Source organism: Oleiagrimonas sp. C23AA (assembly GCF_011759385.1).
Lineage (GTDB): Bacteria > Pseudomonadota > Gammaproteobacteria > Xanthomonadales > Rhodanobacteraceae > Oleiagrimonas.
Window position 1 is genome coordinate 1 of the sequence record NZ_JAARLY010000003.1, and the last position, 17,885, is coordinate 17,885.

Here is a 17,885-nt window from a genome sequence, read left to right on the forward strand (position 1 = left end):
GAGCGCATTCCGGGGGTGCGCCGACAGCGCGTCCTGCGCTGACGACGCACTGGCCGGCGTCCCTGCCGGCCACCCTGTGGGCCTGATCCTCCATACGCTCGCCGCCTGCGAACGGGAGTGGGCGCACACCGCAGCGTGACCGATGAGCCACCGCCAGCTGGCTAGAGCCACCGTCCCCCTTTTCGTGACAGTGGGCGCTGGCTGAAAAGGCCCGCAGGGTGGCTCGCAAGGACGCGAGCCACTGGGCCGACAGGGCAGGACGCCCTGTCGGCCAAGCCCAGCCAGCGACCACGGACCTTGCGCGCATCGCGCGCAAGGTGACACGAGGGGTGGGTTCTTTTGGTTCGGTTTTCTTGCCCAGCCAAGAAAATGAACCCGGCGGCCGGCAGGCCGTCGGAACCCCCTGGCGTCTGTAGGCGCCAGCCAGCCGAAGCGGGCGCCACCTGCGAATGGTGGTAAGCGCACATTGATGCGTGACCGATGAGCCACCGCCATCTGGCTAGAGCCACCGTCCCCCTTTTCGTGGCAGTGGGCGCTGGCTGAAAAGGCCCGCAGGGTGGCTCGCAAGGATGCGAGCCACTGGGTTGTCAGGGCAGGACGCCCTGTCGGCCAAGCCCAGCCAGCGACCACGGACCTTGCGCGCATGGCGCGCAAGGTGACACGGGGGGTGCATTCTTTTGGTTCGGTTTTCTTGTGCACGCAAGAAAATGAACCCGGAAGCCGGCAGGCTTTCGGAACCCCTGGCGCCATAAGGCGCCAGCCAGTCGAAGCTAACGTGACGCGGCCAAATCGGCCGGGGCGTGCCCGGTGCCAAAAGCTATCCCTTTCCCTCGCGCTTGGCCTTGGCCCGCGCAATGGCCTCCATCACCGCGCTGCGGCTGATGCTTGAACTGCCTTCCTTCGGCTTGGCCGCATGCATGGCGGCCTTGCGGGCGGCAAGCTGGGCTTCGCGCTCGGCGCGTTCGCGGGCCAGGCGTGCCTCGCGGGCCTGGAAGTGGCGGCGCGCAGCGTCAGCGTGCGCCTGGTCGATCTGCGCGGCTGGCATCGGGTCCAGCGCGATGCAGTCGACCGGGCAGGCCGGCACGCACAGTTCGCAGCCGGTGCAGCGATCGGCGATGACGGTATGCATGCGCTTGGCGGCGCCGATGATGGCGTCGACCGGACACACCTGGATGCATTTGGTGCAGCCGATGCAGTCGGCCTCGATCACGCGCGCCAGCGTGCGCGGCTTTTCCACACCGTGCTCGGGGTTGAGCGGCTTGGGCTCGCACTCAAGCACCGCGGCCAATGCCGCGATACCCTCGGCGCCGCCAGGCGGACACTGGTTGACGTCGGCCTCGCCACGCGCCATGGCCTCGGCATACGGACGGCAGCCGTGATAGCCGCACTGCTCGCACTGGGTCTGCGGCAGCAGCGCATCCAGGCGCTCGGCAAGGGCGGTGTCGGTGGGGCTCATGGCGTGGGAAGGCAATCGATCATGCCGGCTATTGTCGCCCAGCGCGCCATGCGGCGAAAGCGTGCGCGCGGGCTCTGGCAAAGCATGCCGGGCGTCCCCATGTTCGAGAGTCGAAGGGCGTTGCCGGCATTTGCGCCATGCCGCGCAAGACGGCGACAATGCCCCTACTTCGTATCGCACATTGATCAATTCCAAGGACCCCTACATGCGCGAAGACGCCATTTTGCCGGGCCAGCTTGCCGAGGAAAGCGACGAGGCTGAAAAGCAGTCGCGTTCGCCGCAGCTGGGCGAGCGCCTGTTCAAGGCCCGCACCATCCTCATCTACGGCGGCATCAACCAGAAGCTGGCCGAGCGCGTGAGCGCGCAGATGCTGGCGCTGCAGGCCGAGAGTGACGAGCCGATCACCATCTTCATCAACAGTCAGGGCGGCCACGTCGAGTCGGGCGACACGATCTACGACATGATCAAGTTCGTGAAGCCGGAAGTGCGCGTCATCGGCACCGGCTGGGTGGCCAGCGCCGGTGCGTTGATCTATGCCGCGGCCAAGGTCGAGAATCGCCTCAGCCTGCCGAACACGCGCTTCCTGCTGCATCAACCGTCCGGTGGTGCCGGCGGCTCGGCCAGCGAGATCGAGATTCACGCCCGCGAGATCATCCGCATGCGCGAGCGCCTGAACGAGATCTTCGCACGCGAAACCGGGCAGTCGGTGGAGCGTATCGCCGCCGATACCGAGCGCGATTACTGGATGTCGGCCGAGGCGGCCAAGGACTACGGTCTGGTCGGGCGCATCATCAAGAGCGCCAGCGATCTGGGCTGATCGGCCCGGCTTTGCCTGACGGCACAACGAAAAAGGGCGGTCCCGCAAGGAGCCGCCCTTTTTTTTGCGTCGCCTGCTAGCGCGAAGGCCTAGCGTACCGGTGCGCCCGGCGTGACGCCGGCATCGGCGTCCAGCAGGAACAGGTCGTCACCACCGGAACCGGCCGACAGGATCATGCCCTCGGACAGGCCAAAGCGCATCTTGCGCGGCGCCAGGTTGGCCACGAACACCACGTTGCGCCCGACCAGCTTTTCCGGCTCGCCGTAGGCGGCCTTGATGCCGGAGAAGATCTGGCGCGTGCCCAGCTCGCCGGCATCCAGCTCGAAGCGCAGCAGCTTGTTGGAGCCTTCCACGGCTTCGCACACGGTGACCTTGCCGATGCGCAGGTCCAGCTTGGCGAAGTCGTCGATGGTGATGGTCGGCAGCTGCTCGTCAGCCGCGTCGTCCTTGGCCGGGGAGGCGTTCTCGGTCATGGGGGTCTTCTTTGCTTGCGGGGCCGCCGGGGCGGCGGCCGGTTTCAGGGATTCGCGCGAGGCCTCGAGCATGGCCGCGATCTTGCCGGCGTCCACGCGCGTGAGCAGCGGCTGGAACGGGGCCAGCTGGTGGCCGCAGAGTGGTTCGGTGACATCGTCGAAATGCGCCGCTTCCAGCGCCAGGAAGGTTTCGGCGCGGGCCACCGTGGCCGGCACCACCGGCTTCAAGTAGGCCGACAGCAGACGGAACAGGTTGATCGCCAGCGAGCAGACCTGGTGCAGGTCCTCGCGCAGCGACTCGTCCTTGGCCATCTTCCAGGGCGCACATTCGGCGATCCAGGCGTTGGTGTCGTCGGCCACGGCCATGATGGTGCGCATGGCTGCGGCGTAGTCGCGGCGCTCGTACTGCCCGGCCACCGGCGCCAGGCGTTCGGCGGCCATGCGGTAGCGCGCGGCCAGGTCGTCGCGCAGGGTGTCGGTCAGCTTGCCGTCGAAGAACTTGGCCAGGAAGCCCGAGCAGCGGCTGGCGATGTTCACCCACTTGCCGACCAGGTGCGAATTGCAGCGCTCCTCGAAGGCCTTCAGGTCCAGGTCGACGTCGGTCAGCGTGGGGCCGAGCATGGCTGCCAGGTAGTAGCGCAGATAGTCCGGGTCGAGCTGTTCCAGGTAGGTGCGCGCGTTGATGAAGGTGCCGCGCGACTTGGACATCTTGGCGCCGTCCACGGTCAGGAAGCCGTGCACGTTCACCGCCGTCGGCGTGCGCAGGCCGGCGCCGTGCAGCATGGCCGGCCAGAACAGCGTGTGGAAATAGATGATGTCCTTGCCGATGAAATGCACCAGCTCGGTGCCGGCCTTTTGTGCTGCATCGCGCTCGATGAAGGCGTCAAAGTCCAGGCCCTTTTCTTCGCAGAACTCGCGGAAGCTGGCGAAATAGCCCACCGGGGCGTCCAGCCACACGTAGAAGAACTTGCCCGGCGCGTCGGGAATCTCGAAACCGAAATACGGCGCATCGCGCGACACGTCCCAGCTGCGCAGGCCGTCGGCGAACCATTCCTCGAGCTTGTTGACCACCTCGCCCTGCAGGCCACCGGCTTCGCGGCGCTCGGACAGCCAGGCGCGCAGCATCGATTCGAAATCGGCCAGGCGCACGAAGTAGTGCTGCGATGCCTTCTGTACCGGACGTGCGCCGGTGACCACCGAATACGGCTCGATCAGGTCGGTCGGCGTGTAGGTCTTGCCGCACACCTCGCACGAGTCGCCGTACTGGTCCTTGGCGTGGCAGTGCGGGCACTCGCCCTTGACGAAGCGATCAGGCAGGAACATGCCCCGATCGGGATCGTAGAACTGCGTCACCGCCTTGGACTCGACGTGGCCGGCGTCACGCAGCGCGTTGTAGATGCGGTAGGTCAGCGCCTTGTTGGCATCGCTGTTGGTGGTCGAGTAGTGATCGTAGGCGATGCCGAAATCGTTGAAGTCGGCACGGTGCAGCGCATTGGACTGCTCGATCAGCGATTCAGGCGTGATGCCTTCGCGCTCGGCGCGCAGCATGATCGGCGTGCCGTGGGCGTCGTCGGCGCAGACAAAGTGCACCTCGTGGCCGGCCATGCGCATGGCGCGTACCCAGATATCGCCCTGGACGTGCTCGACCATGTGGCCGATGTGGATCGGGCCGTTGGCGTAGGGCAGGGCACAGGTGACCAGGATACGTCGGCTCATGCTCGTTCCGGTGGGTAAGAGTGAAGCCGTGCATTATGGCAGGCCAAACGCCCGCGCGGCGAGGGGCGGCCGCCGCCTCGCCGTCGTTGTGGCAGACGTGGCTTACTTCTCGCGCACCCAGATCTGTGTGCGGCCCAGCAGCGAGAAACCGATGAAGCCGCGCACACGCAGCTTCTGACCGCCGTCCATCAGCCGCATCTTGCACTTGTAGGTGCTGCCTTTCTTGGGGTCCAGAATCTTGCCGCCGGTCCATTCGTCGCCGTCACGGGTCAGGCCCCAGAGGATGGTCATGCCCTCGACCGGCTGGTTGTGACGTTCGCCATCGCACTTGGTGCAGCGCGGGTTGGGCCCCTGTTCGGACTGCAGCACCTTGATCACCTTGCCCGAGAGCACGCCGTTGTTTTCGGTGATCTGCACCAGCGCCTTGGCCTTGCCGGTGTCATCGTCGATGGTTTTCCAGGTGCCCACCGGCGAATCGCCGGGCGCGGCGTCGCTCTGGGCAACGGCGGCCAGCGGCGCGATGGCCAGCAGCAGGGCAAGACTGACAAGCAGGCGACGGAACGGCTTCATGGCGGGCATCCCCATACGTGACGGTATGGGCCGAGACTGCGGCAGCCCCGACGCGCCGTCAAGCTGCGCCGCGGCACAGCGGGACCCTGGCCGGCTCTGGCATAATGGCGGTTTGTTGACGCGTACGGTTGATAACGACATGCAGGTGACTGAAGCCCAGGTCCGGGCCATGCTCGACACCCTGACCGATCCGCACACCGGCGCCGGCCTTGGCGCCTCGCTGCGCGCCTTTGGCGCCGACGGCGAGCGCGTGTCGGTGGACCTTCAGTTGGGTTATCCGGCGGCCGGTTACCGCGCGCAGCTGGAGGCCGAAGTGAAGGCCATGCTCGAGGCCGATGCAGCCATCGAGTCGGCCAGTGTCTCGATCAGCTCGCGCACCCATGTACACAAGGTGCAGGGCGAGCTGGCGCCGCAGAAAGGCGTCAAGAACATTATCGCCGTGGCCTCGGGCAAGGGCGGGGTCGGCAAGTCCACCGTGGCCGCCAATCTGGCGCTGGCGCTGGCCGCCGAGGGTGCGCGCGTGGGCGTGCTCGATGCCGACATCTACGGTCCCAGCCAGCCGCGCATGCTGGGTGTGGAAGGCCGGCCGGATTCGCCCGATGGCAAATCCATCGTGCCCAAGCAGGCGCATGGGGTGCAGATGATGTCCATCGGCCTGCTGGTGGGCGAGGACACGCCGATGATCTGGCGTGGCCCGATGGCCACCTCGGCGCTCACCCAGTTGCTGACCGATACCCGCTGGGACGGCCTGGATTACCTTATCGTCGACCTGCCGCCGGGTACCGGCGACATCCAGCTCACCCTGGCACAGAAGGTGCCGGTGGCCGGCGCGGTGATCGTGACCACGCCGCAGGACATTGCCCTGCTTGATGCGCAGAAGGCGCTGAAGATGTTCGAGAAGGTCGAGGTGCCGGTGCTGGGCATCGTCGAGAACATGGCCACGCACGTGTGTTCGAACTGCGGACACGAGGAAGCCATCTTCGGCGCCGGTGGTGCCGAGCGCATGTCGGCGCAGTACGGCGTTCCCTTGCTGGGCCAGTTGCCGCTGGACATCCGCATTCGCGAGCAGGCCGACAGCGGCACGCCGACCGTGGCTGCGCTGCCCGATTCGGACCTTGCACAGCGTTATCGCGAGGTGGCGCGCCACGCCGCCGGGCGCCTGTCGCTGCGACCGCGCAACAAGGCCATCAATCTATCCAATATCGTCGTCCAGAACGGCTGACCGGAGTTCGCATGAGCATCAAGTCCGACAAGTGGATTCGCCGCATGGCCGCCGAGCACGGCATGATCGAGCCGTTCGAGGCCGGTCAGGTCAAGCAGAACGAGGGCGGCCGCATCGTTTCCTACGGCACCTCCAGCTATGGCTACGACGTGCGCTGCGCCGACGAGTTCAAGGTGTTCACCAACATCAACTCCACCATCGTCGATCCCAAGCAGTTCGACGAGCGCAGCTTCATCGACGTCAAGCAGGATGTGTGCATCATTCCGCCCAACTCGTTCGCGCTGGCGCGCACCGTGGAGTACTTCCGCATTCCGCGCAATGTGCTGACCGTGTGTCTGGGCAAGAGCACCTACGCGCGCTGCGGCATCATCGTCAACGTGACGCCGCTGGAGCCGGAGTGGGAAGGCCACGTCACGCTGGAGTTTTCCAATACCACGCCGCTGCCGGCGCGTATCTACGCCAACGAGGGCGTGGCGCAGATGCTGTTCTTCGAGTCCGACGAGGAATGCGATGTCAGCTACGCCGACCGCAAGGGCAAGTACCAGGGCCAGCGCGGCGTGACGCTGCCCAGCGCCTGAACCGACCCGCAGCGGCCGCCACCCGGCGTGGTGGGGGCCGCTTCGATGGCGCTACACTGGCGCCCTGATATTTACTGAACCGGCGGCCCCTTGGGTTCGCGAGCAGGAGAATCCGTACATGATCCGTGTTTCCAGGTTGTTTACCCGCCTTGGCGTGGTCGCGCTGATCGGCGCCGCGCTGGTGCTGGCCGGTTGCGGCACCGGCTCGATCAAGAGCGATCAGGTGTCCACCGCCTCCTTGAAGGGCGATTTTCATACCGTGGTCAAGGCCTACAAGAGCGGCCAGTTCGAGCTCGATGGCGCGGTGCTGTCGCCGCTGGATCTGGGTAGCCACTTTGCCTACCTGAAGGATCAGGGCCAGCTGCCCAAGCGCATCCTGCTGGAGAAGAGCGACGAGTCGAAGATCCGCAAGGAGCATCTGCAGTTCATGGCGCGCATGGCCATCGACTACGGCTTCTCGGTGTATTACGACCAAAAGGGCGAGCTGCGTCGCATCGATCCGATCGAGAAGAACGCGCGCGCGCTGAAGGACTGGCACCCGACCAAGAAGGGCGACAACGACCCGATGCGCGGCAAGGATGCGTCGCACAACGGCTATTCGCCGGAGCTGCCGGAGAATGGCGGCGGCGCTGGTGGCGGTTACTGATCGCTTGAAGGTGCTGTTGTCAGATGCATAGAAAAAGGCGGCCTTCGGGGCCGCCTTTTTCGTTGCCATGTGTGCGGACGGCGGCGTCTATTCCACGCTCAATGCCGGGCGCAAGGTCTCCAGGGCCGTGCGCACCTGCGGTTGCGTGTAGGGCACGGCGGGGCTGTGGCCCCACACCGGGCCCGGCCAGGCAGGATCGTCGCGGCGCCGGCCGACCACGTGCACGTGCAGCTGCGCCACCACATTGCCCAGCGCGCCGATGTTGAGCTTGTCGAATCGCGCCAGCGCCGGCAGGCCTTCGGCGATGCGCTCGATGTCCTGCCACAGCTGGGCGCGGGCATCGGCGTCCAGCTGGGTGACTTCGGTCAGCCCGGCCTGGCGCGGCACGGCGATCAGCCACGGATAGCGCGATTCGTTCATCAGCAGCACGCGGCACAGCGGCAGATCACCGACCAGGTGCGTGTCGCCGGCCAGGCGCTCGTCCAGCACAAACATGGCGCTTACTCTTCCAGCTGCGCGGCGAAGAACGCGGTGGTGCGCGTCCAGGCCTGCTTGGCGGCCGTTTCGTTGTAGCTGGCGCGGCGGTCGCAGTTGAAGCCGTGATCGGCCTGCGGATACACGAACACCTCCATGTCCGGGTAGGCCTCGCGGTGGCGCTGCACGATGTCCGGCGTGATGTGGCTGTCCTGGCCGCCGAAGTGGAACATCACCGGCGCCTTCGGGGTTTCGCCAAGGAACTGGTCGTTGCGCCCGCCGTAGTAGCTGACCGAGGGCAGGCCCAGACGCGTGGCCGACAGCAGCGCGACGGTGCCGCCCCAGCAGAATCCGATGGTGCCCACCTTGCCGGCATCGGCGATGTATTTGGCCGAGGCCTCGACGTCGGCCACCGGCTTGTCCATGCCGACCTTGCCGACATAGTCCAGGCCCGCCTTCATGCCGGGCTCGTCGTAGCCCAGTTCCACGCCTTCCTCGACGTGATCGAAAAACGCCGGCGCGATGGCCACGTAACCATCCTTGGCAAAGCGATCGGCAATGTCGCGGATGTGGCCATTGACGCCAAAGATTTCCTGGATCACCACGATGCCGCCGCGCGGCGTGCCATCGGGTTTGGCAAGGTAGGCGCTGACGCCGGTATCGAGCTTCACGGTCTGACCCATGGGCTGGCTCCTTGAATGGGGTGGGGAAGCGGGCATGGTAACGCCGCTATCGTTGCGTGGATGTCAAGGTATAATGGGCGGTTTACGCGCACTCCCCACGGTGAATGTCATGGCTCAGGCCGCGCCCAAAGTCGGTTTCGTCAGTCTTGGTTGCCCCAAGGCACTGGTCGATTCCGAACGCATCCTTACCCAGCTGAAAGTGGAAGGCTACGAGCTGGTACCCAGCTACGAAGCGGCTGACGCCGTGGTGGTCAACACCTGCGGCTTCATCGATGCCGCCGTGCAGGAATCGCTCGATGCCATCGGCGAAGCCCTGCACGAAAACGGCAAGGTGATCGTCACAGGCTGTCTGGGCAAGCGCTCGGAGCTGATCCGCGAGGCCTATCCCGAGGTGCTGTCCATCTCCGGCCCGCAGGACTACACCAGCGTGATGAACGCGGTGCACCAGGCGTTGCCGCAGCGTCACGATCCGTTCGTCGATCTGACGCCCGATACCGGCGTCAAGCTCACGCCCAAGCACTACGCGTACCTGAAGATTTCCGAGGGCTGCAATCATCGCTGCAGCTTCTGCATCATTCCCTCGATGCGCGGCAATCTGGTCAGCCGTCCGGTCGATCAGGTGCTGGCCGAGGCCGAGCGGCTGGTGCGCGGTGGGGTGAAGGAGCTGCTGGTGATCAGCCAGGACACCAGCGCCTACGGCGTGGACGTGCGCTATGCCGAGCGGCAGTGGCGCGACAAGGCCTACCGCACGCGCATGACCGAGCTGTGCCAGGGTCTGTCCGAGCTGGGCGCCTGGGTGCGTCTGCACTACGTGTACCCGTACCCGCACGTGGACGAGCTGATGCCGCTGATGGCCGAGGGCAAGATCCTGCCGTACCTGGATATTCCCTTCCAGCACGCCAGCCCGCGCATCCTCAAGTTGATGAAGCGCCCTGGCAATATCGAAAAAACCCTGGAGCGCGTGCAGAACTGGCGCCGTCAGGTGCCCGATCTGACCGTGCGCAGCACCTTCATCGTCGGCTTCCCGGGTGAAACCGACGCCGAGTTCCAGGAGCTGCTGGACTTCCTGCGCGAGGCCGAGCTGGATCGCGTCGGCGCGTTCGCCTATTCACCGGTCGACGGTGCGGCCGCCAACGAGCTGCCCAACCCGGTATCCGAGGAACTGAAGGAAGATCGTCTGGAGCAGTTCATGGCGGTGCAGGCCGAGATCAGCGCAGCCAAGCTGCAGCGCAAGGTGGGTCAGCGCCTCAAGGTGCTGGTCGACGAAGTGGGCGCCGAGGGCGCCATTGCACGCTCGGCGGCCGATGCGCCGGAAATCGATGGCTTGGTGCATATCGCCAACGGCCAGCACCTGCGCGTGGGTCAGTTCGCCGAGGTGCAGGTTGACGGCGCCGACCAGCACGACCTGGACGCCCATGTGATCGACGCCTGAGGTGGCGTCAGGCCCACGCCGGCTTTCAGGCCGGGCGTGGGCGGTGTGGCGCCTGCCAGCGCGGCGCGTGGATATCGCAGAACGTGGAGAACCCGATGATGGGCAAGATGCACAGCCTGATGATGGGCGCGGCCCTGGCGGTCGCTTCGGTAACCACTCCGGTGCATGCGCAGATGCGTCATCGCTCGCCCGATCCGGCCGGCATGGCGGCGGTCCAGCGATTCCAGCTGGACACCACGTTTCTGCATAGAGCCGAGGCGGTGACCCGCGCCGCCCGCGCGCTCAAGCATCCGCCGCACATCGATGCACGCAAGGCGCATACGCTCGACGCCCTGGCTGCCGAACTGGATGCCGATGCCGGTACGCATGCCATCCTGGCGCACCACCATCTGTCGGCCAAGCGCTATCTGGCCGGCAGCTTCGCGCTGGCCAATGCGGCCATGGCCGCCGCGATGCAGGCGCAACTGGGCGATCGCATGCCGGCCGAGGCCCGCGCCCACATCAATGCGCGCAATGTCGCCTTCTACAAGGCGCACAAGGCGGAGGTCGATCACCTGCTGCATCTGAACATGCAGGCGGCCCGTCAGCAGGCGGCGGCATCCGGCCAGTAGCGCGCGCCTGGCCGCTCAGGCCTCGCCGTAGCGGATATCGATAATGGCGAACTCGGCCGGACCGCCGGGCAGGTCGACTTCGAATTCGTCGTCGATGCGCCGCTTCAGCAGCGCGCGCGCCAGTGGCGAGTCGATGCTGATCCAGCCGCGCCGGGCGTCGGTTTCATCCGGTCCCACGATGCGGTGGCGACGCTCCTCGCCGCTGTCGACATGTTCCAGTGTCACCGTGGCGCCAAAGAACACCGCGCCGGGGTCGGTCGGTTGGGCTTCGGCCACCTGCAACTTGGGGATGCGCTTGGACAGGTAGCGCACGCGGCGATCGATTTCGCCCAGCTGCTTCTTGCGATAGGTGTACTCGGCGTTTTCCGAGCGGTCGCCCTCGGCCGCGGCGGCCGCCAGCGCCTTGACCACTTCCGGTCGGCGTTTGTGCCACAGCTCGTCCAGCTCGGCTTTCAGCGCCTCGAAGCCGGTACGGGTGATGATGGCGGTGGATTTGGGGGCGGGTGGTCGCCAGCGACTCATGGTGCGGTCGGTCTCTCAGGGTGACGTCGGAGCCGCGTAGTGTTGCAGAAAGGTGTCGATATCGGCACGCGCCGGATCGTGCGGATAGGCTGCCGCCAGCTTGCCGGCCAGCACCAGCGCTTCGGCGGTGCGCCCTTCCTGTTCGGCCAGAATGCGCGCCGCCAGCAGGCCGCAGCGCGCCGCATCCGGCGCTTGCGGCCAGGTGTTGGGGTAGGCGCGGGCCAGCTTCAGTGCGGTCTGCCACATGCCGCCATCGGCCGCGGCCTGCGCCAGCAGTGCGGTGTGCTCGGGCATCTCGGGCAAAAACGCCGGGTCCATGGCCTGACATTCGTGCAACACGCCCAAAGCGCGGCGAAACTGTTCATCGCCCATCAGCGCGGCGATGTGCCACTGCCCGTGGCGCAGCAGCTCCTCGCGATCATTCGCCGCGCGCAGCAGGCGCCGGTAGGCCAGGTGTACCTCGTGCGTCACCTGGCGGTCGTAGATCTGCTCGGCCAGCACCTCGCGCGCCGCCGCTGCATCGCCACGGTGTTCAAGCAACCGGGCCTGGGTCAAAAGGTCATCATCGGCGTGGCGGCCGGTGGCTTCGGCCAGCAGGTCCGATTCCGGGGTCAGTCCCAGGCGCTGGTGGCTCCGGAACAGCAGGGTGCCGTTGATGTGATAGGTGACGATGGCCAGGTACAGGGCCACTGCGGTCCACAGCAGCCCCTCGTTCAATCCCAGCGGCCCCAGCGTGGCCATGAACGCGAGCATCTGCAGCACGCCCAGCAGCACCGGGATGGCATAGGCCAGCCCGATCGCGGCGATGGCGCGTACCCAGCTCACCGGACTGCGCCAGGAAAGCAGCGCGTCATCGAAGGCCAGCGACATGGTGATGGCCGGCAGCAACAGCGTCAGGCCAATCAGGCCCAGCCAGCAGATCGGGGCGATGTAGACGGCCAGTATCAGCAGGGCCATTTGTGCACCCTGGATCAGGAACAGCGCCGCGGCACCGTGGTAATCCTGCCATAGCGCCATTTCCGGCGGCCGGGCAAAGCCGTTGGCGCTGTGCCGCAGGCATTCCAGCGCGTAAAGGTAGGCGCTGGCCCAGATCAGGAGTGCCGCGATCCAGCCGATCACGCCGGGCAACAGTGCGGCGACCACACGCGCCAGCAGCAGCGCGGCCAGCGTGGTCAGTGCCGCCATGTGCAGCGGGTAAAGCACCGCCTTGCCCAGTTGCGGCAGCAGCGGTGCGGTCGGGTTCATCACTTCCTGGTGCGGGCGCGTGGGTCGGGGCACGGGAGCGATCTTTGTGATGTCGAAGCGCTCACCATAGCGCCGTTGGCGTCCGCTGCGTAGGGTCTGGCTTGAGCCGCTGGCGCCCGCCGGGGTACGGTGTCCGGCTTTACGCCTTGTCCCGGAAGCTCCATGTCGTTGTCGCTGTCCTGCCGCCTGTCCCGCCTGCTGTTGCCGGTTCCGATGTTGTTGCTGGGCGCTTGCGCCTCGATGGGGGGCGGGCCGTCAGGCCCGGTCAACGAACAGGCGGTCAACGCGCTGTACGGCCAGCTTGATCAGGCCAGTCAGGCCTATCAGACGGCCATCGATCAGCAACGCAGCGGCGACCAGGCGGCCTCGCAGCAAACCCTGGACAACGCGCTGGACACGCTGAAAAAGGCCTCGGCGCAGTGCGCCGACACCGCCGGCTGTGATCCGCAGCGCTTTTTCTCGGTGTTCGATCACCTGTTGCGCCTGAAGGACGGTAGCTTCGCCGCCGATGATGCCAGCGCGGCCGAGGACGACGCCGACACGCCCGAAGCCGACCAGACCACCGGTGAAACCTCACCCATCCTCAAGGACGTGCCGCAGGCCCAGCGCAGCGTCACCCTGCTGCGTGGCCACAAGTTGTCGGACCTCATTGCCATGAACGGCGCGGTCAAATCGGCGCTGGAGGAGTGGCTGACCTGGTTGCGTCCCAACTTGATGAAGGCCTACATCAACTACGAATATCTGCGCTATCGCATGTGGCCGGCCTACAAGAAGGCCGATCTCCCCGAGGCGTTGCTGTTCGGCATTCTGGCCAAGGAGTCGGGCGGCAAGGTGCACGCGGTATCGCGTTCGGGCGCGGCCGGGCCGTTGCAGTTCATGTACGCCACCGGGCGCCGTTTTGGCCTGGTCACCAAGGATGGCTTTGACGAGCGCTTTGATCCGGCGCTGGCGGCCAAGGCCAATGCCGAATACCTCAACGAGCAGCTGAAGGTGTTCAACGACAACCTGGAACTGGTGCTGGGCGCCTACAACGGTGGCGAAGGCCGCATGCGCCGGCTGGTCGGCGGCCACACCGCGGTGAGCTTCTACGACCCGAAAATCTACTTCTCGCTGCCGCGCGAGACGCGCGAGTATGTGCCCATGGTGCTGGCGGCGGCCTGGCTGTTCATGCACCCGGACAGCTACCACCTCACATTCCCCAGAATCGACGGCAAGCCCGGCCACATCACGCTGACCCGCCAGGCCTCGCTGTCGGAACTGTCGATCTGTCTGGGCCAGGCCCATCACATGCGCGATGGCTGGTTCCGCACGCTGCGCAACCTCAATCCGCGTCTGGACCCGCAGAAGGAGCTTGACGCCGGCACGCGCCTGCAGGTGCCCAAGATCCTGGTCAAGCCCTACAAGGACGATTGCCAGGACGGCCCGTGGCCGATTCTGGCCGCCGACCTGCATTCGGGCACCGTGCCCACGCCGCCGCCCCCGCCGCCGTCGGGTCTGCCGGCACGGTACCGGGTGCGCCATGGCGATACGCTCGGCGGCATCGTCAGCCGACTGGGTTGCTCAAGCGTGCATCGGGTGGCGCGGCTCAATCACCTGCGCGGGCCGCATTACCGCATCCGCGTCGGCCAGCACCTGCGCCTGCCACGTTGCCACCGCTGAGGCCGTTGAATATTGGGCCGGTCAGGCGAGGGCCGAGCGTCCAGGGTCCCACTCGATGTGGCCCCCGCGCTCGGGCAGGCCGCGCTCGGCCACACGCCGCAGTGCCGTGCACAGACGGCGCTGCAGGGCTTCGGCGTTGCGCTCGTGGCTGTTGCGCAGCTCATAGTAGGCGGCGGTGAGCCACAGCGCGACGCCGCGCATGCGCACCTGTGCGCTGTCCGAATAGATGCGCGAAAAGCCGATGTCGGTGCCGGTACCCCAGGTGTGGTGAAGCTGTTCGGGTGGGGTGCCGTAAAGGTGCGGATGCGGGCTGCGTTCGGCACGGCGCATTTCACGATGCACCAGTTCCGACAACGATACCTGCAGTCCTGCTGGTAGAGCCTCGATCGTGTCCTCGATCTCGTACAGCTGCTGCGCCAGGCGGCGGCAGCGTGCCAGTTCGGCCATGCGTCGGAATAGATGCATCGATACCTGCCCTGCCGGTGGACCGGCGCTATTCAGGATCCCCTTCGGCGCCGACTATAGCGCGATCCTTGGGCAGGTTGAAGCTGCATTGCGTCACAAGGTGACGCACGGCGTCAGCTTGGATGGGTGGCGTTCCACTGGCCCAGGCGCTGGCCCATCTTCACCGGCGCCAGCGGCGTCAGTGTGGCATCGACGCTGGCACCCTCGGGCAGCAGCACGATCACCGTCGAGCCCATGTTGAAACGGCCCATCTCCTCGAACCGCGCCAGACGGATGTTGCGTGCGCGCTGCTCGCGGGCGGTGATGTTGCTGGCGTACGGCGGCACCACCAGGCCGTCCCACACCGTGGAAATGGACGAGACCAGAATCGCGCCCACCAGCACCAGCGCGAACGGGCCGTGCTGGTTCTCGAAATGGCACACCAGGCGCTCGTTGCGTGCGAACAGGCGCGGGATGGCTTCCACCGCGAACGGCGCCACGCTGAAAATGCGTCCGGGAATGTGCGTGGTCGCGGTCAGCGCGCCATCGGCAGGCATGTGTACGCGATGGTAGTCGCGCGGCGACAGGTAGATGGTGGCGAAGTGGCCGTTGCGATACGGCGCGGCCGCCTCTTCGCTGCCCAGCAGCTCGGCGGCGCTGTAGCTCTGGCCCTTGGCCTGGAAGATGCGCCCGTTTTCGATGCGACCGGTCTGGCTGATCTTGCCGTCGGCCGGGCACAGCAGCGTGTCGGCATCGCCGGCTGGCGCGCGCGCGCCGGCTTTCAGGGCGCGGGTGAAGAACGCGTTGAACGTGGGGTAGCTGCGGATGTCCGGCTCGGCGGCCTGGCTCATGTCCACGTCGTAGCGGCGGACGATCTGGCTGATCAGCCAGTGCTTCCACGGACCGAAGCGCCAGCGGGTGGCCCAGTAGACCACGCGCGAGCAGGCGCGGTGCGGCAGGATGTATTGGAGCGCGACTTTGGCTTTCATGGCGCGATTATAGGCGGGGCAGGGGCTGCAATCGTAGGTCGCCGCCGGCCAAGCATTTAGGATGCGCCAACCGGCTGCCGTATCGGCCGCCTGATACGCACGGCGCACCGCCTGGATCGGCCGCCACGGTCGCCACCGGCGCGGTGACCGGCGTGCGGCCATCCGTGCTGGGGTTGAGCCGTGCATCCCTTATACTGGCGCATTGATTTTTCGCCAGGCCGACGCCGTGACCGACGAACTTGCCACCATCATCGACTTCATCCGCTATGGCGCCAGCCGCTTCATGGCTGCCGGGCTGACCTTCGGGCACAGCCACGACAACGCCATCGACGAGGCCAATCACCTGGTGCTGGCCACGTTGCAACTGCCACCGGACATGCCCGCCGCCTACGGTTCGGCACGGCTGGTGGCCGAGGAGCGCGAGCGCATCCTGGAGCTGATCGAGCGGCGTATCGCCGAGCGCGTGCCAGTGGCCTACCTGGTCGGCGAAACCTGGTTTGCCGGCTTGAAGTTCAAGTCCGATGCGCGCGCGCTGGTGCCGCGCTCGCCGATTGCCGAGCTGATCGAGAACGGCTTCTCGCCGCTGCTGGACCGCGTGCCGGTGGGCCGCGCGCTGGACCTTTGCACCGGCTCGGGCTGCATTGGCATCGCCATGGCCGAGTACAACCCGGACTGGCAGGTCGACATTGCCGATATCTCCGACGATGCGCTCAGCCTGGCGCGCGAAAACGTGGCCTTCCAGCACATGGAGCAGCGCGTGCGCGTGGTCAAGTCGGACCTGTTCTCGGGGCTGGAAGGCGAGCGTTACGACCTGATCGTCTCCAATCCGCCGTATGTCACCCAGGGCACCTTCGATGGCCTGCCGGGCGAGTACGACCACGAGCCGTCGCTGGGCCTGGTGGCCGGCGCCGATGGCCTGGATATCGTGCTGCGCATGTTGCGCGATGCGCCCGAGCATCTGTCCGCGGATGGCGTGCTGATCGTCGAGGTCGGCGAGGCCGAGCCGTTCCTTACCGAGGCGCTGCCGCGCGTGCCGTTCGTGTGGCTGGAGTTCAAGGTCGGACCGATGGGCGTGTTCGCCATCGAGTGCCGCGATCTGGTCGAACACGCCGACGAGATTGCCGCGCTGGCCGCGCAACGACATGCGTGATGGTCATTTCCGTGGCAGCTGACGGCCACGGAAAATCCCCGGACGTTGTGCCATGCTCGTGGCGCGACGCCTTCCCCCGCTACTGACGAGTCCGGCCCTTACGTGTCCGACAACACCTTCGGCAAGCTGCTGCGCGTTACCACTTTCGGCGAAAGCCACGGCCCGGCCATCGGCTGCGTGGTCGACGGCTGTCCGCCCGGCCTGGCCATTGCGCCCGAGGACTTCGAGGCCGACCTGCGCCGCCGCGCCACCGGCCGCTCGCGGCATACCTCGCAGCGGCGCGAGGCCGATGCCATCGAGATTCTTTCCGGCGTCTACGAAGGGCGCAGCACCGGTACACCGATCGCGCTGCTGATCCGCAACACCGATGCGCGCTCGAAGGATTACTCGGAAATTGCCCGCACCTTCCGGCCGGGCCATGCCGACTACACCTACTGGCACAAGTACGGCATCCGCGATCCGCGCGGCGGCGGACGTTCCTCGGCGCGCGAAACCACCATGCGCGTGGCCGCCGGCGTCATCGCCAAGCGCTGGCTGGCGCAGCGCCATGGCGTCAGCGTGCGCGGTTATCTGGCACAACTGGGTGACCAGGTGCCGTCCACCTTTGCCTGGGACGCGGTGGAAGCCAATCCGTTTTTCTGGCCCGATGCCGAGATGGTGCCGGCACTGGAGAAATACATGGACGCGCTGCGCAAGTCCGGCGATTCGGTCGGCGCGCGCGTCAACGTGGTAGCCGAAGGCGTACCGGCCGGCTGGGGCGCGCCGATCTACGGCAAGCTCGACAGCGAACTGGCGGCCGCACTGATGAGCATCAATGCGGTCAAGGGCGTGGAGATTGGCGATGGCTTTGCCGCCGTCAGCCAGCGTGGCAGCGAGCACCGCGATGAGCTTTCGGCCGAAGGCTTTGCCTCCAATCACGCCGGCGGCATTCTGGGCGGTATCGCCAGCGGCCAGCCGGTGACTGCCTCCATCGCGCTGAAACCGACCTCCAGCATCCTGATTCCCGGGCACAGCGTGGACATCGACGGCCAGCCCACCGAGGTGGTCACCAAGGGCCGCCACGATCCCTGCGTTGGCATCCGTGCCACGCCGATTGCCGAGGCGATGATGGCGCTGGTGCTGATGGATCAGGCGCTGCGCCATCGTGCGCAGTGCGGCGACGTCGATCCGGTATCGCCGCAGGTGACCGGGGGCTGAC

The 17,885-nt window shown here is 66.5% G+C and carries 18 protein-coding genes; 9 read left to right on the top strand and 9 right to left on the bottom strand.

Translation table 11 applies throughout. The features are described 5' to 3' along the window. Nucleotides 1-817 precede the first annotated feature (817 nt). Nucleotides 818-1,456 (bottom strand): RnfABCDGE type electron transport complex subunit B, encoded by a 639-nt coding sequence (locus HBF24_RS05325; RefSeq protein WP_167170117.1) that lies wholly within the window; start codon nucleotides 1,454-1,456, stop codon nucleotides 818-820. A 205-nt stretch (nucleotides 1,457-1,661) separates the two neighbouring features. Here HBF24_RS05325 and HBF24_RS05330 point away from each other — a divergent pair, with 205 nt between their 5' ends. Continuing rightward, nucleotides 1,662-2,273 carry an ATP-dependent Clp protease proteolytic subunit gene (locus tag HBF24_RS05330; protein ID WP_167170120.1) on the top strand — a complete coding sequence of 204 codons (612 nt, stop codon included), beginning with the start codon at nucleotides 1,662-1,664 and terminating at the stop codon, nucleotides 2,271-2,273. An 89-nt stretch (nucleotides 2,274-2,362) separates the two neighbouring features. Here the strand turns inward: HBF24_RS05330 and metG are convergent, their stop codons facing one another. Together metG and HBF24_RS05340 are read right to left on the bottom strand one after the other, a co-directional pair. Further along, nucleotides 2,363-4,462 carry a methionine--tRNA ligase gene (metG, locus tag HBF24_RS05335; RefSeq protein WP_167170123.1) on the bottom strand — a complete coding sequence of 700 codons (2,100 nt, stop codon included), beginning with the start codon at nucleotides 4,460-4,462 and terminating at the stop codon, nucleotides 2,363-2,365. A gap of 102 nt (nucleotides 4,463-4,564) precedes the next feature. Continuing rightward, nucleotides 4,565-5,032, bottom strand: coding sequence for a DUF2147 domain-containing protein (locus HBF24_RS05340; RefSeq protein ID WP_167170126.1), 468 nt, complete (start codon nucleotides 5,030-5,032; stop codon nucleotides 4,565-4,567). Between the two features lie 139 nt (nucleotides 5,033-5,171). Between HBF24_RS05340 and apbC the strand changes: the two genes are divergently transcribed. The 3 genes from apbC (at nucleotide 5,172) to HBF24_RS05355 (ending at nucleotide 7,478) form a co-directional block, all read left to right on the top strand. Beyond that, nucleotides 5,172-6,254: an iron-sulfur cluster carrier protein ApbC gene (gene apbC, locus HBF24_RS05345; RefSeq protein ID WP_167170129.1), complete on the top strand. Its 1,083-nt coding sequence runs from the start codon at nucleotides 5,172-5,174 to the stop codon at nucleotides 6,252-6,254. 11 nt (nucleotides 6,255-6,265) lie between these two features. Next, nucleotides 6,266-6,832, top strand: a complete 567-nt coding sequence (gene dcd / locus HBF24_RS05350) for a dCTP deaminase (protein WP_167170131.1) — start codon at nucleotides 6,266-6,268, stop codon at nucleotides 6,830-6,832. 118 nt (nucleotides 6,833-6,950) lie between these two features. After that, nucleotides 6,951-7,478, top strand: a complete 528-nt coding sequence (locus HBF24_RS05355) for a hypothetical protein (protein ID WP_167170134.1) — start codon at nucleotides 6,951-6,953, stop codon at nucleotides 7,476-7,478. 87 nt (nucleotides 7,479-7,565) lie between these two features. Here the strand turns inward: HBF24_RS05355 and HBF24_RS05360 are convergent, their stop codons facing one another. Together HBF24_RS05360 and HBF24_RS05365 are read right to left on the bottom strand one after the other, a co-directional pair. Continuing rightward, nucleotides 7,566-7,973 (bottom strand): HIT domain-containing protein, encoded by a 408-nt coding sequence (locus tag HBF24_RS05360; RefSeq protein WP_167170137.1) that lies wholly within the window; start codon nucleotides 7,971-7,973, stop codon nucleotides 7,566-7,568. 5 nt (nucleotides 7,974-7,978) lie between these two features. Beyond that, complete coding sequence (locus tag HBF24_RS05365; protein WP_167170140.1) at nucleotides 7,979-8,635, bottom strand: dienelactone hydrolase family protein; 657 nt, start codon at nucleotides 8,633-8,635, stop codon at nucleotides 7,979-7,981. 109 nt (nucleotides 8,636-8,744) lie between these two features. Here HBF24_RS05365 and rimO point away from each other — a divergent pair, with 109 nt between their 5' ends. Both rimO and HBF24_RS05375 read left to right on the top strand, forming a co-directional pair. Then, nucleotides 8,745-10,067 (top strand): 30S ribosomal protein S12 methylthiotransferase RimO, encoded by a 1,323-nt coding sequence (gene rimO / locus HBF24_RS05370; RefSeq protein WP_167170143.1) that lies wholly within the window; start codon nucleotides 8,745-8,747, stop codon nucleotides 10,065-10,067. Between the two features lie 95 nt (nucleotides 10,068-10,162). Next, nucleotides 10,163-10,678, top strand: coding sequence for a hypothetical protein (locus tag HBF24_RS05375; RefSeq protein WP_167170146.1), 516 nt, complete (start codon nucleotides 10,163-10,165; stop codon nucleotides 10,676-10,678). A gap of 15 nt (nucleotides 10,679-10,693) precedes the next feature. Here the strand turns inward: HBF24_RS05375 and greB are convergent, their stop codons facing one another. Then, the gene (greB, locus tag HBF24_RS05380; RefSeq protein ID WP_167170149.1) at nucleotides 10,694-11,200 is read right to left on the bottom strand and encodes a transcription elongation factor GreB; all 507 of its coding nucleotides are present in this window, start codon (nucleotides 11,198-11,200) and stop codon (nucleotides 10,694-10,696) included. 15 nt (nucleotides 11,201-11,215) lie between these two features. Next, nucleotides 11,216-12,478, bottom strand: coding sequence for a hypothetical protein (locus tag HBF24_RS05385; RefSeq protein ID WP_167170152.1), 1,263 nt, complete (start codon nucleotides 12,476-12,478; stop codon nucleotides 11,216-11,218). Between the two features lie 129 nt (nucleotides 12,479-12,607). Here HBF24_RS05385 and HBF24_RS05390 point away from each other — a divergent pair, with 129 nt between their 5' ends. Continuing rightward, nucleotides 12,608-14,104 carry a lytic transglycosylase domain-containing protein gene (locus tag HBF24_RS05390; protein ID WP_167170155.1) on the top strand — a complete coding sequence of 499 codons (1,497 nt, stop codon included), beginning with the start codon at nucleotides 12,608-12,610 and terminating at the stop codon, nucleotides 14,102-14,104. Nucleotides 14,105-14,125: 21 nt separating this feature from the next. On the opposite strand, the gene HBF24_RS05395 is transcribed toward HBF24_RS05390, so the two are convergent. Next, nucleotides 14,126-14,569 carry a hypothetical protein gene (locus HBF24_RS05395; RefSeq protein ID WP_167170157.1) on the bottom strand — a complete coding sequence of 148 codons (444 nt, stop codon included), beginning with the start codon at nucleotides 14,567-14,569 and terminating at the stop codon, nucleotides 14,126-14,128. A gap of 113 nt (nucleotides 14,570-14,682) precedes the next feature. Further along, nucleotides 14,683-15,537: an archaetidylserine decarboxylase gene (asd, locus tag HBF24_RS05400; protein ID WP_167170160.1), complete on the bottom strand. Its 855-nt coding sequence runs from the start codon at nucleotides 15,535-15,537 to the stop codon at nucleotides 14,683-14,685. A 226-nt stretch (nucleotides 15,538-15,763) separates the two neighbouring features. On the opposite strand from asd, the gene prmB reads away from it, so the two are divergent. Both prmB and aroC read left to right on the top strand, forming a co-directional pair. Beyond that, complete coding sequence (gene prmB, locus HBF24_RS05405) at nucleotides 15,764-16,687, top strand: 50S ribosomal protein L3 N(5)-glutamine methyltransferase (protein ID WP_167170163.1); 924 nt, start codon at nucleotides 15,764-15,766, stop codon at nucleotides 16,685-16,687. Nucleotides 16,688-16,789: 102 nt separating this feature from the next. Next, nucleotides 16,790-17,884, top strand: coding sequence for a chorismate synthase (gene aroC / locus HBF24_RS05410; RefSeq protein WP_167170166.1), 1,095 nt, complete (start codon nucleotides 16,790-16,792; stop codon nucleotides 17,882-17,884). The last annotated feature ends 1 nt before the right edge of the window (nucleotide 17,885 follow it).